The sequence below is a fragment of the [Flexibacter] sp. ATCC 35103 genome (genome assembly GCF_001975985.1).
Classification (GTDB): Bacteria; Bacteroidota; Bacteroidia; order Flavobacteriales; family Flavobacteriaceae; genus Flavobacterium.
In genome coordinates this window covers 1-13,266 of the sequence record NZ_MTQF01000010.1, presented here as the reverse complement: position 1 = coordinate 13,266, position 13,266 = coordinate 1, and the positions used below count along the sequence as shown (strand labels likewise).

At 34.6% G+C, this 13,266-nt stretch carries 15 protein-coding genes; 5 read left to right on the top strand and 10 right to left on the bottom strand.

Going from position 1 to position 13,266, the window contains the following annotated elements; all coding sequences use genetic code 11:
* Positions 1-10: 10 nt before the first annotated feature.
* Positions 11-862 carry an aldo/keto reductase gene (locus BXU01_RS18450; RefSeq protein ID WP_083694612.1) on the bottom strand — a complete coding sequence of 284 codons (852 nt, stop codon included), beginning with the start codon at positions 860-862 and terminating at the stop codon, positions 11-13.
* Positions 863-1,023: 161 nt separating this feature from the next.
* Here BXU01_RS18450 and BXU01_RS18445 point away from each other — a divergent pair, with 161 nt between their 5' ends.
* Both BXU01_RS18445 and BXU01_RS18440 read left to right on the top strand, forming a co-directional pair.
* Positions 1,024-1,920, top strand: coding sequence for an AraC family transcriptional regulator (locus BXU01_RS18445; RefSeq protein ID WP_083694610.1), 897 nt, complete (start codon positions 1,024-1,026; stop codon positions 1,918-1,920).
* A 156-nt stretch (positions 1,921-2,076) separates the two neighbouring features.
* Positions 2,077-2,484, top strand: a complete 408-nt coding sequence (locus BXU01_RS18440) for a helix-turn-helix transcriptional regulator (protein ID WP_083694607.1) — start codon at positions 2,077-2,079, stop codon at positions 2,482-2,484.
* 370 nt (positions 2,485-2,854) lie between these two features.
* On the opposite strand, the gene BXU01_RS18435 is transcribed toward BXU01_RS18440, so the two are convergent.
* The 4 genes from BXU01_RS18435 to BXU01_RS18420 form a co-directional block, all read right to left on the bottom strand.
* Positions 2,855-3,547 (bottom strand): hypothetical protein, encoded by a 693-nt coding sequence (locus BXU01_RS18435; protein WP_083694605.1) that lies wholly within the window; start codon positions 3,545-3,547, stop codon positions 2,855-2,857.
* A 173-nt stretch (positions 3,548-3,720) separates the two neighbouring features.
* Positions 3,721-4,143: an organic hydroperoxide resistance protein gene (locus BXU01_RS18430; protein WP_083694602.1), complete on the bottom strand. Its 423-nt coding sequence runs from the start codon at positions 4,141-4,143 to the stop codon at positions 3,721-3,723.
* Position 4,144: 1 nt separating this feature from the next.
* On the bottom strand, positions 4,145-4,579 hold the full coding sequence (locus tag BXU01_RS18425; protein ID WP_083694599.1) for a MarR family winged helix-turn-helix transcriptional regulator: 435 nt from the start codon (positions 4,577-4,579) through the stop codon (positions 4,145-4,147).
* A gap of 29 nt (positions 4,580-4,608) precedes the next feature.
* Complete coding sequence (locus BXU01_RS18420; protein ID WP_083694597.1) at positions 4,609-5,241, bottom strand: NAD(P)H-dependent oxidoreductase; 633 nt, start codon at positions 5,239-5,241, stop codon at positions 4,609-4,611.
* Between the two features lie 315 nt (positions 5,242-5,556).
* Between BXU01_RS18420 and BXU01_RS18415 the strand changes: the two genes are divergently transcribed.
* Together BXU01_RS18415 and BXU01_RS18410 are read left to right on the top strand one after the other, a co-directional pair.
* Positions 5,557-6,135: a TetR/AcrR family transcriptional regulator gene (locus tag BXU01_RS18415; protein ID WP_083694594.1), complete on the top strand. Its 579-nt coding sequence runs from the start codon at positions 5,557-5,559 to the stop codon at positions 6,133-6,135.
* A 55-nt stretch (positions 6,136-6,190) separates the two neighbouring features.
* Positions 6,191-6,982: a glucose 1-dehydrogenase gene (locus tag BXU01_RS18410; RefSeq protein ID WP_055092449.1), complete on the top strand. Its 792-nt coding sequence runs from the start codon at positions 6,191-6,193 to the stop codon at positions 6,980-6,982.
* 112 nt (positions 6,983-7,094) lie between these two features.
* Here the strand turns inward: BXU01_RS18410 and BXU01_RS18405 are convergent, their stop codons facing one another.
* On the bottom strand, positions 7,095-7,955 hold the full coding sequence (locus BXU01_RS18405; RefSeq protein WP_083694592.1) for a LysR family transcriptional regulator: 861 nt from the start codon (positions 7,953-7,955) through the stop codon (positions 7,095-7,097).
* Between the two features lie 89 nt (positions 7,956-8,044).
* Between BXU01_RS18405 and BXU01_RS18400 the strand changes: the two genes are divergently transcribed.
* Positions 8,045-8,998, top strand: a complete 954-nt coding sequence (locus BXU01_RS18400; protein WP_083694589.1) for an alpha/beta fold hydrolase — start codon at positions 8,045-8,047, stop codon at positions 8,996-8,998.
* A 259-nt stretch (positions 8,999-9,257) separates the two neighbouring features.
* On the opposite strand, the gene BXU01_RS18395 is transcribed toward BXU01_RS18400, so the two are convergent.
* The 4 genes from BXU01_RS18395 to BXU01_RS18380 form a co-directional block, all read right to left on the bottom strand.
* Positions 9,258-9,710, bottom strand: a complete 453-nt coding sequence (locus tag BXU01_RS18395) for an Lrp/AsnC family transcriptional regulator (RefSeq protein ID WP_083694586.1) — start codon at positions 9,708-9,710, stop codon at positions 9,258-9,260.
* 77 nt (positions 9,711-9,787) lie between these two features.
* Entirely contained in the window at positions 9,788-10,780 is a 993-nt protein-coding gene (locus BXU01_RS18390) for a bile acid:sodium symporter family protein (RefSeq protein ID WP_083694583.1), read from the bottom strand.
* A gap of 58 nt (positions 10,781-10,838) precedes the next feature.
* Positions 10,839-11,870, bottom strand: a complete 1,032-nt coding sequence (locus BXU01_RS18385) for a methionine synthase (protein WP_083694580.1) — start codon at positions 11,868-11,870, stop codon at positions 10,839-10,841.
* Positions 11,871-11,900: 30 nt separating this feature from the next.
* Positions 11,901-12,953, bottom strand: coding sequence for a DUF1852 domain-containing protein (locus tag BXU01_RS18380; RefSeq protein ID WP_083694577.1), 1,053 nt, complete (start codon positions 12,951-12,953; stop codon positions 11,901-11,903).
* Positions 12,954-13,266: the final 313 nt, after the last annotated feature.

Genomic DNA, 13,266 nt, shown 5'->3' with positions numbered 1-13,266 from the left:
TTGATATTTGTTATCTGTTTAATTTTCGTTCACTTAACCACTTCACCATGTTAGGATCTCTGTGGTCAAAAAATAGGCTTGCATTAGTATCTAAAGTCTGGATAGCTGTCATATCTTCGTTTGATAATTCGAAATCAAAAATGTTGATATTTTCTGCCATTCTTTCTTTACGAACTGATTTCGGAATAGCAACAACGCCTCTTTGCGTTAACCATCTCAAGATAACCTGCGCAGTAGATTTATTATATTTTTGAGCAATTGCTATCAGAATCTCATTTTGGAAAATATCATTTTTTCCTTCAGCAAAAGGCCCCCACGATTCAATTTGAATATTATTATCCTGAAGGAATTTTTGTGTTTCATTTTGCTGATGAAAAGGATGTGTTTCTATCTGGTTTACTGCAGGAACAAACCCGGTATTGGTAATTAAATCCATAACTCTGTCAGGATGAAAGTTAGAAACCCCGATTGCTTTTACTTTTCCTTCTTTATATAATTCCTGCATGGCGCGCCAGGAGCCGTAGATATCGCCATAAGGCTGATGGATCAGATACAAATCAAGATAATCTAATTGCAGAAGGTCTAATGACTTCTGAAAAGCCTTTTTAGTGCTTTCATAACCCGCATCACTTACCCAAAGTTTTGTGGTAATAAACAATTCTTCTCTTGCAATTCCGCTTCTTTTAATACCGTTTCCAACAGCTTCTTCATTCATGTAAGAAGCAGCCGTATCAATTAATCTGTAACCAGTTTTAATTGCATCTACTACAGCCTGTTCGCATTCTGCCATGTCCTGCATTTGAAATACTCCAAATCCTAAAATGGGCATTTCAATACCACTATTTAATTTTATATTGTACATTGTAATTTGATTTATAATTTTATTATTACAAATTTCCGAACTTAATGCGACGGCACTGGTATACGTATTACGGAATCTCCTACCAAGATTACTGATTGAAATCTAACTGCTGTTTAAGCTATACTTAAATAGTTAAATTTGTGCAATCAATAATAAAAGACATGGGACAAGTATATAACTTCGAGACAATTAATGAATATAATGATTTTAATAATCATGAAACATTACATCCTTTAGTTAGTATAATTGATTTTTCAAAAGCAAAGGAAAGAACAGGCTCTAAAATGAACTTTGAGCTTTACTGCGTATTTTTAAAAGAAGTAAACTGCGGAGATTTGAAGTACGGTCGTAATTATTACGATTATCAGGAAGGGACATTGGTTTTTGTTTCGCCTGGTCAAGTCGTTGATGTAGAAAACAAAGTAGACTATTATCAACCTGTTGGCCATGGACTAGTTTTTCATCCTGATCTTATTCGTGGTACTTCACTTGGAAAAAGTATCCATGAGTATAATTTCTTTAGCTATAATACTAGCGAAGCGCTTCATTTATCTGAAAAAGAAAAACAGCTTGTCTTTGACTGCTTTGCTAAAATTGAAGTGGAATTAAAACAATCTATTGACAAACACAGTAAAAAGCTTATTGCATCAAATATTGAGTTATTTTTGAATTATTGCGAAAGATTTTACGACAGGCAATTTATTACCAGAGATACCACCAATAAAGGAATTGTTGAAAAATTTGAAGAACTGTTAAACAACTATTTTTCTTCTGATAAACCTAATATTATAGGATTACCTTCTGTTGCTTACTATGCCGCCGAACTTAATTTATCTCCTAATTACTTTGGCGATCTTATTAAAAAAGAAACAGGAAAATCGGCTCAGGAATACATTCAGAATAAAATTATTGAAACTGCGAAAGACAAAATATTCGATTCTACAAAGACAATCAATGAAGTGGCTTATGAATTAGGATTTAAATATCCACAGCACTTTACGCGATTTTTTAAGCAGCATGTTGGCAGTACTCCAAATGAATATAGGATAATGAATTAAGGAAATGACGTTGATAAAAACTTCAAATGATAAAATTTATGTTGCTGTTCTCAACAAATTTTGAAATTTATTTTCTAAAAACATTTATTTTGAAACGCAGAGTTTTAATTCAAAAAATGGCTTTATATTTGAGCCTTTAGAAAATCGATATTCGTTATGGAACAGAAAATACATCAGGGAAAAAACGTAAAACGTTTCAGAGAAATGCTTAACATAAAGCAGGAAGCATTGGCTTATGATCTCGGAAATGACTGGAATCAGAAGAAAATTTCTATGCTTGAGCAAAAAGATGTAATTGAAGATAATCTGTTGAAACAAATTTCAGCAGTATTAAAAATTCCAGTTGAAGCTTTTCAGAACTTTAATGAAGAACAGGCGATAAATATTATTGCTAACACTTTTCATGAAGGAGCAGTTGCAAACAATTCTGGACATATCAATTGTACTTTCAATCCTGTTGACAAAATTGTTCAATTATATGATGAAAAAATTGAGTTATACGAGCGTATGTTGAAAGAGAAAGATGAAATGATTATAAGGCTTGAAAAGTTAATCAATAAATAATTATTCATAGAAGATATATTAATTCTAAAAAGAGACTTTTGAAGTCTCTTTTTTTGTTTTAGAACATTATTTACGGTTGCGAAGTTATGATATATTCGCATAGATTTTTACAAGAACTCTTTGGAGAGCGAGGGACATTTGCGCAGCTTTTTATGAGAACATTTTAAAGAGCGAGGGAAGCTAATAGCAAAGTTTTAATGGAAAAAATTACTTCTTTTGAAACATAAACTAATTATCAATAATTTCAATTTTTGAAAGTACAGAACTATACCCTTTCGATTTTACAAATAAGATTGAAGCGTAGATAAAATTTGAGATTTTTGAACAAGTATTTAAAATGCAAAGAGATTAGAAATACTAAAAATCATCCCTAAAGAAATAGATTTCTGTCAGCATCCCAGTTCTTCTCCAAAGCTTCAAAATATTCTATTTTCACACCATCAATTTTTTGATAAATCTCCCTGCTTACTTTGTCCGGAAAAGTGTTTAATTCTGAAAAATTAGCCGTTAAAATCATTCTTCCGCATCCAAACAAAACAGAAGTAATACTAAGCAGTATATCTGTATTTCCCCAATCACTCACCAGCATCAATAAGGCTGATGCCGATAATAAAATTACAATCCAGTTTAGATTAGTAAAACGACTCCAGTCTATCATTCCGTATTGTACCAGTGAACCTGCCAGGATAAGATTAAAGAAACCTGCTATAAAAAAGTAAGATAAAAAAACTTCATTTACATTTAGAATATTCACAAGATCAAATAAAATTAAAATTCCAGTAATTATTGTAAATATTCCAGACTGTATGAACAATCCCCATGCCTCTAATTTTCTTTTATTAGCAAGAGAGAAAAAAATCTCGCAACCACCATTTATAATCAGTAAAAAAGCAGAAAACCCAATGATGTAAAACTCTATAGAATGGGTAATTAATAAAGAGATGCACCATGTAATATTAAACAGCAAACCGCTGACGAAAAATATAGAATTAAAGCGAAGCTTTTCAATCATAAATTTAGGAATGCTTTGAACCTTACTTTTTTCTGCCATTTTAAGTTTCATTGAATGATTTCTTTAAAATTTAACCAATTATTTTTTACTTGCAAATTTAGCTTTTTGAATGAGAATGCTAAAAAATATGTCAGATAAACAGGTCTTAAAGTCGCTTTTAAAATGAAACATAAAAAAATCTGCATCAAAAGAAGCAGATTTTATATAATTTAAAGATATTAATCTTAGTTATTGGTCACTGAAAGCTTAACTTCAATATTGGATCTTGTCGCATTTGAATAAGGACAAATTTGATGGGCTTTTTCTGTTAATTCCTGAGCTTCTTCAATAGAAACTCCCGGAATATTAACATCGAGTTCTGCTGCAAGACCAAAACCACCATCTTCATTCTGCCCGATGCTTACTTTTGCAGCTACCGAAGTTTCACCGGTTTGAATTTTCGACTTACTAATGATCAAATTTAATGCGCTATCAAAGCACGCTGCGTATCCTGCTGCGAAAAGCATTTCGGGATTGGTAAAATCATCATTGGCTCCGCCTAAAGCTTTCGGCATTCTTACCTCAAGGTTCAAAATTCCGTTTTCGCTTTTTACCTGTCCGTTTCTTCCGCCTTTTGCAGTAACGCTTGTTGTATATAATGTTTTCATTTTATTTTTGAATTTTATTTAAAATTTTCTGAACAGTTTCTTTGAGTTCGAATAAATCTTCTGTTGTTAAATTTAGTTTTTCCTGCATTTTTAAGGGAATTTCACACGCTTTTTGCTGCAAATTTCTTCCTTTATCAGCTAAAAAAATTTCAACGACTCTTTCGTCTTCTTTTTTTCTTTTTCTGATAATAAACCCCTTTACTTCAAGTCTTTTCAATAGCGGTGTTAAGGTGCCACTGTCAAGAAACAGTTTTTCACCAACCTGATTTACAGTCAATCCATCTTTCTCCCAAAGCACCATCATTGCAAGATATTGCGGGTAGGTAATATCAAGTTCATCAAGAAATGGCCGGTACAAACCGATAACTTCTTTTGAAATAACGTAAAGCGGGAAACAAAGCTGGTTTCCCAATATGAGCGGATGGTTATCTTCCATAATCTATTGACAAAAAGTAAAGTAAAAAATTATTTTCTGATGATAAATTCCTCCATAGGAATTCTTACTTTCTTCATTTGAGAAAGCCAGTCATTTTCGGTGTCTCTGTAACCCAGATATAAAAGCGTAACACTTTTTAAACCTAATTGTTTGAGATTCAAAATCTCATCTACTACTTCATTGCTAAAACCTTCAGCCGGAGTAGAATCAATCTTAAGTTCAGCAGCCTGAGCCATTGCCAAACCTAATGCAATATAGGATTGTCTTGCTGTGTGTGCAAAATGCTGCTCAGGAGTTTGGGCTCCGTAGATTTGCTTAATCTGATCTGTGTAACTATTGAAACGACCTCTTGGTAATTCTCTTACATCAGTGTGATGATCATAAACTTTATCGATTTTCTCATTAGAGTAACTCTCCCATGCAGCAAAAACCAATACATGAGAACAATCTCTCATAACTTCCGGATTTAAGGCGCCTTTTACCATCTTCTCTTTCAATTCCTGATTTTCTACCACAATCACACGAAAAGGCTGTAAACCAGATGAAGTCGGAGCTAATCTAGCAACCTCTAAAATTTTATCTAAATCTTCTTCTGATACTTTCTTTGTTGAGTCATATGCTTTTACGGCATGTCTCCAGTTTAAATCTTCTATTAACGACATTTTCTTCTTATTTTATAAATTAAAAATCTGATTGTTAAATCTTTTAAATAATACAACAGCACAAATATACACAACAATTAAATTGTACACAATTTAATTGTTAGAAATATGTTTTTTAAATCAACAATATAGTATTTATTAAATCTATAACAGAAAAATCATGACGAAACAGGTCATTCAAATTAGACAATTGCATATGATACGATAAATAGCTACAAATATTTACAGTTTATTATAAAATCAAACTTCCTTAAATAAAAGTTATAATTTACATATTTTTGTTTAAATGAATATTATTTCATTTAATTTTACTGCATGAGACCATTAGATCCTGATAAAAGAGAAAAAATTTTAAAGTCGGTACTTGTACTTACTGGTAAACAGGGATTAGCAAGCGTTACTATTTCGGGTATAAGTAAAACAGCCGGAATTGCAGCCGGAACCTTGTACATCTATTTCAAAAACAAGGAAGAGGTAGTACAGTTGGCTTATGCAGCTGTAGAGGATAAAATGACTCGCGCAATTTACCGCGACTTTGATATTAATGTACCAATAAAGCAATCGCTTAAGCAGATTTATATCAACATGCTCAACTACAGGCTAAATAACTATGACGAAACCGTGTTTATCGACCAGTATCAGCAGTCGGGCTACATACAACTCAATTTTTCAAAACAACTGGCCGAGTATGAAAGACAGAATAAACCGCTATATAATCTTTTAGAAAAAGGACAGAAGGAAGAAATCATAAAAGCGCTGGATGCTATTATACTTATCAGCTTTTTTGATGGTGCAGTACGCTCCTGCTCTACAGGAATTATCCAAAAGTTATTTCCATTAAGCCAACAACTCATAGATGACAACTTTGATATGATATGGAGGGGCATGAGCTAAAACTTTAAATTTTAAATGAATAATTTTTCACTAATACTTTTTAATACTATATATTATGAGCATATTCAAAGACAAAACAATTATCATTACCGGAGCCGCTATGGGTTTAGGACTCGCAGCAAGTAAAGCCGTAGCACTAAAAGGAGCCAACCTTTCTATTGTAGATTACAATGCCGAAGCACTCGAAAAAGCAAAAACAGAAATCCAGTCTGTTGTACCAACTGCAAAAATTATAACGATCGTCGCTGACGTTTCAGATGAACAGGCAGTAAAAAATTATGTAGACCAAACAGTTGAAAAGTTTGGCGGTATCGATGGATTCTACAATAACGCAGGTATCGAAGGAAAACAGGCTCCATTAGTGGATTATGACATCAATGTATTTAAAAAAGTAATTGACATCAATCTTATGGGTGTGTATTACGGCCTTAAATATGTGATTCCAGTAATGCAGAAACAAGGTGGAGGAAAAATTGTAAACGTAGCTTCTGTAGGTGGAATCAGAGGTGTTATTAATCAGATGCCGTATGTAGCAAGTAAACATGCTGTTTCGGGTATGACAAAAAATGCAGCTATTGAATATGGAAAAGACGGAATATATACCAATGCAATCGCGCCTGGGGCAATTCTTACCCCAATGGTGGCAGAAGCTTTTAAACAGGTAAATCCAGCCGACCCAAAAGCAGCAGAAACAACATATGCGCAAAGAAACCCTACCCGAAAGTTAGGTAAACCTGAAGATGTAGGTAATCTTGTAGCCTTCCTGCTTAGCGATGAATGCCAATATGTAAATGGGCAGACCATTGCAATTGACGGAGGGGAATCAAACCTGTATGGTAATTCATAAAATCAACATACTATATTTAAAAACGGATCATGGTATACGATGTGATCCGTTTTTTTTATATCGTAGAATACCAGCTAAATAAACAGTAACTTAAATTATTCATGCCATCACTTTAATTCCGATACTGATCTAAAAACACATTTAGAGCCTTTGAAGGCGCTTCATCATTTCTATAAATTAAAACTGTGGTCATCGTGGCAAGTTCTTTAGTCACAGGAAAGGTTTTTATATTTCTGTTGCTGTAATAGTGACTTACCACTTCTGCAGGAAGTATACTAATACCAAGTCCTGCCTCCACAAAATTAATAATGCCTTCTATCGAATTGAGTACGGTACTTTTATAGCGAAGTATTCCTTTTGAACCGAGCCAGGTTTCGAGTCTTGCCCTGAAAAAGCAACCTTGTCCAAAAACTACAATTTTTAAAGGATCTTGTTTTAACAATACTGAAAGCTTGTCTACATCGCCACCGGCTATTATAACAAGTTGCTCGTCACGCACAACAAGCTGCTGCAAACCCGGAATATTTATAGGTGCAGCAACAAAAGCGGCATCCAGTTTATAACTAAGCACATCTTGTATCAGTGCCGGCAACATCGAAGAATAAAATTCAAGTTCTACATCTGGGTAAAGTTCTGCAAAACCTTTGATGATTTCAGGTACTTTAAGAGCCATTGTTGTCTCAATACAGCCTATACGTATTGTGCCACCAATTTTGTCTGCGCTCTGAATATCGCTTTTGGCATCATCGAGCAAACGTCCTATTTTTTTAGCGTATTGCAAAAGTGTTTCTCCAGCCTCAGTAAGGACCACTTTTCTGGAAACCCGCCGGAATAATTCGGTACCAAATTCATCTTCAAGGTTTTTGATGCGCGCTGTTACATTAGATTGTACTGTAAAAGTTGCTTCTGCTGCTTTTGTAAAACTTCCCAGAGTTGCGGCAGCTTCAAATATTTTGAGGTCATTGCTATTCATAGTATCACAATTAGTGATTTATTATATCATTATAAATCGTTTTCAGGTATCAAATATAGAATGTAATTTTGTCTTAAACAATTGAAAAAATGAAAACTATAATTAAATCAGTAACTCTAATTCTAGCTATGACTATGCTACCACAAACAGCTGTAAACGCGCAAGTAAAAAACATTGCAACACAGGCAACTCATTACAACACTATAAAAGTCAGCGGACTAAACATATTCTACCGTGAAGCCGGAGACAAAAATGCTCCTACTCTATTATTATTGCATGGCTATCCTACCTCTTCTCATATGTTTAGAAATCTTATTCCTATTCTAAGCAAAAACTATCATGTAATTGCGCCTGATCTTCCTGGTTTTGGCTTTTCAGATGCACCGGATCATCTTAAGTTTGAATACACTTTTGATAATCTTGCCAACATCATGCAAGGATTTATTGATATACTTGGTTTAAAACGTTTTGCTATATATGTATTCGATTATGGAGCACCAACGGGATATAGGCTTGCTCTTGCAAATCCTGAAAAAATTACCGGAATTATATCGCAAAATGGTAATGCCTACGAAGAAGGATTAAGTATGGGCTGGAATCCTATCCAGAAATACTGGAAAGATCCATCTCAGACCAACAGAGATGCTCTTAAAGATTTTGTATCTAAAGAATCGACTTGGTTTCAATACCATGAAGGCGCATCAGATGCTTCGCTTATTGCACCTGAAACGTATACACTAGATCAGTACTTTCTGGATCGTCCCGGAAACATTGAAATACAGCTTGATTTACTAAAAGATTACCGAACTAATGTAGCGTTGTATCCTAAGTTTCAAGCTTATTTTAGAGATCAAAAACCTATGACATTAGCTGTTTGGGGCAGTCAGGATCCTTATTTTCTTCCAGCAGGAGCAGAAGCATACAAACTTGATAATCCAAATGCTTCTGTAAAATTTTATAAAACAGGTCATTTTGCACTTGAAACTCATTACAAAGAAATTGGCGCTGATATATTATTATTTCTTTCCAAACTTCCCAAATAATTAGTATGTAGTATTTTTAAAATAGCGGTTCTAATAGACCGCTATTTTTTATAAATAATAGAAGCTGAACGATGATTTGAAGTCCCGTTAAGGATATAGTTTTTTTCTCTATCGGTTTATCGCAATTTTTTGATACTAATTATAGTAATTTGCAAAATAATTTTAACTTATTTCTACTCTACCTCAATACATTACTTAATTTGAAAAAGCAGGACCTTGACAAAATTTGCCAATTTCAAATAAATAAACCATCGCGAAACTATCCATACATATTTTTTATCTCTGACATAACAAAGGTACTTTGGGTACTTCCTATGCTTTCAACTGATCCCAATTTATTAAACACAAAATCCTGATAATGCTTCATGTCTTTGGCAGAAACTTTCATTAAAAAATCGTAATCACCGGAGATATTGTAACATTCTACAACTTCTTCTATTTTCATAATATCACTAACAAACTGATTCCCAATATTCCGATCGTGCTGTTTAAGTTTGATATTACAGAAAACAATAAACCCTCTGTTTAATTTTTCTGCATCCAACAAGGCTATATATTTCTTAATATAACCACTGTTTTCTAATCTTTTAATCCGCTCAAAAACAGGCGACGCTGAAAGATTTACCATTTTAGCAAGCTCTTTTACAGTGTATTTAGAATTATCGTGTAGTATATTTAATAACTGAAGATCAATATCGTCTATTTGTTCCATAGAATATTTTTATTTAATTTATTTATAAGACAGAATAAAATTCTTCAAATATAACCAAAAACAATACAAAAATCTTATTATACTTCTTTTCGTCGAGCCATACCCTGAGCGATGATACTGGCAGCAATCAATTGCAAGGCATGGTAAAGCATGAGTGGCAGCAATACGATGCCGGTGATCGTACTGTGCTGAAAAAGTACTTTTGACATAACGGTGCCGTGTACCAATGACTTTTTAGACCCGCAGAATAAGACAGTAATACGGTCTTCATCAGAAAAACCAAGCAGGCGGCTTAGTAGTCCGACACAAAAGAATACGGCAAAAAACAACGCCATCATCCCTGCAGCGAGTCCGGCAAGTTCAAGGGCGGTGAAACTCTCAAAAAGATGTTCGGAAAATGACTTGCAAAACGACGTGTAAATAATCGTTAGAATAACTGCCTGATCGAAATATTTGAGCTGCTTCTTGTATTTTTCGGCAATGCCACCTAAACGGGAATTGAGGCTTATGCCAATGATGACAGGTAACAAGACTTGAAGAATCAGCTTTATGACGATTTGAGTAACATCAAAATCGCCTGTCGCAGAAGCTATAAACAGCCCAACCCAGAGTGGCGTAACCACTACTCCGATCAAACTGGAAATGCTTGCATTGAAAATGGCTGCGGGAATGTTTCCCTTTGCGATGGAAACCATGACCACCGAAGAGGAAACTGTAGACGGTAATGCTGCCAGAAAAAATACACCCAGCCAAAGCAGCTCAAAGCCGTTATTAACAAACAACGGGCGAAATGCCAAAACAATGAGCGGAAAAAATAAAAAGGTGGTCAACTGAACGACAATGTGCATTTTCCAGTTGGAAAGTCCTGCTTTTAGTTTCTCAACACTCAGTCGCATGCCATAAAACAAGAAAATAAAGGAAACACCGGCATTGGCAATCTCCTCCAGCGAAACAGGTTCCTTGACCATGCCTGGCTTTGGCAAAAAATAAGCCATCAAAATCATGGTCGCGATCATTAACAGGAAACCGTCGAAACCTGCTTTTTTTAATACTTGTAATAATTTATTCAATGTGTTTTAAATATTATTTCTCCGTAGAGGCACGGACTCTATTATTAATATATTGAGACTAAATCCCTAGTTCTTTGCGTATAATTTCTGCTCCTGCGCTTAAAGCACTTAATTTACCTCTGGCTATGTTTCGGGATAGCGGGGCCATACCGCAGTTTGTAGAAGGGTAAAGATTTTCGGCATCTACAAACTCAAGGGCTTTACGCAGGGTAGCAGCTACTTCTTCTGGTGTTTCGATAGTGTTAACTGCCACATCAATGGCACCGACCATTACTTTTTTACCGCGAACAAGTTCCATTAAATTTAAAGGCACATTGGAGTTGTGACATTCTAGAGACACTATATCAATTTTAGATTTTTGAATTTTCGGAAAAATTTCTTCGTATTGTCGCCACTCTGAACCTAATGTCTTTTTCCAATCAGTATTTGCATGTATTCCATAACCATAGCAAATATGAACCGCAGTTTGACAGTGTAAACCCTCAATGGCTCTTTCTAATGCTGCCATTCCCCAATCGTTTACTTCATCAAAGAACACATTAAATGCAGGTTCATCAAACTGAATAATATCTACCCCTGCGTCCTGAAGTTCTCTTGCTTCTTCGTTGAGTGCTATCGCAAATTCCCACGCCAATTTTTCCCGGCTTTTATAATGGTCGTCGTACAAGGTATCTACCATTGTCAGCGGGCCTGGTAATGCCCATTTTATAGGCTTATTAGTTTGTTTACGTAAAAATTTAGCATCTTCAACAAAAACTGATTTTTGACGTGCAACCTCACCTACAACTACTGGAACACTTGCGTCGTAACGGTTACGGATTTTTACTGTTTTACGATTTTCAAAATCTACACCGCTTAAATGCTCGATAAAAGTCGTTACAAAATGCTGACGTGTCTGCTCGCCGTCACAAATAATATCCAGATCTGCCAATTGTTGTTCCTGCAGCGAAATGCGTAAAGCATCTTGTTTTCCTTCAAGCAGCTGATCGCCTTCTAATTTCCATGGTGACCAAAGTTTTTCGGGTGGTGCAAGCCAGGCAGGTTTCGGTAAACTTCCAACAATAGAGGTAGGTAATAATAATTTCTTCATAATAGTATAGTTTAAATGCGTTGTAATCAATTAAAGGGTAAAATTAGCAGACCATTGTTCCAGGAGACTTTTGTAAGGCTTAATGAAATGCTCTTCTGCATATTTACCCTGTTCAACAGCCAATCGGCTGCGCTCTTCGCGATCATAATCCACACGGGTAAGTGAATAATCTTCGTGTTTAAGACTAGGTTGATAGATTTTCCCAGCCACTGAATTTGCATTGTAAATTTCAGGGCGATAAATCTTCTGGAAAGTCTCCATCGTGCTGATTGAGCTGATTAATCCAAGATCAGTATAATCGGCAAGCAGGTCTCCGGAATGATAAAAAGCCATCGGTGCCACACTATTCTGAGGCATGAAAAAACGAACTTTTAAGCCCATTTTAGAGAAATATTCATCAGTGATAGAATACTGATCCTGCAGATACTCAAAACCCAGAACCGGATGCTGATACTCAGTACGAGTATAAATTTTGTTGCTCGATACACTTAGACAAATGATCGGTGACATCTTAAAGTGCTCTTTATAAGTGGCTGAACTCACAAAACACTTATAAAGTTTTCCGTGCAAATCTCCAAAATCTTCAGGAATACAAAAATTAGGTTTATTTTTATTGTGCTCGATCAATAAAATACTGAAATCATAATCACGAACATAAGACGAAAAATTATTTCCGGCAATACCTTCGATATGCTGGTTAGTCTTGCGGTCAAAAATATTCGTTTTTAAAACTTCAATCAACGGCAGATTGTTAGTACCATTCTGATCATCAATACTCATCGTTACTGTGATGATTTCAAGTTTTACAAGGTAACGATCAGCTTTTGGATTATCTACATGAGCCAATGCATTGAATCGATTGTTAATCATATTTAATGCATTACGTAAGTTTTGTTGGCGATTACCTCCTCTGGCCAGGTTTGCAAAATTAGTTGTCAAACGCGTTTCGCTTGAAGGGTGATAGTTTTCATCTAAACAAGTGCTCTTTAGTGTAAATGCAAAATCATTCTGGATTGTATTCCGGGTATTTTCAATATTCTGCTTTTCGTTTATTCCCCTATCTTCTTGTATGTTCGCTTTCATCTGATGATACTATTTAGTTTTTTTACCCTGCAAATTTGAATATAAAAGATTAAATATTTTTATTTATAGATAAATTCAGTTAATTATTCTTTTAAATTATATTATTAAAGATTATTAATCTTTAAACAAATATAATAATGCAGGAAAACAGATAAATATTCTTTTGTGACCGAAGATGATTGACTTGGAGTTTCCCAGAGCGCTTTAAAAACTCGAAAAAGAAAACAATATCATTTATATTTGCCAAAAATTAAGACAGACATAGCAATGAATTTGATAGAAAATTTAAAATGGCGCTACGCCACAAAAGCTT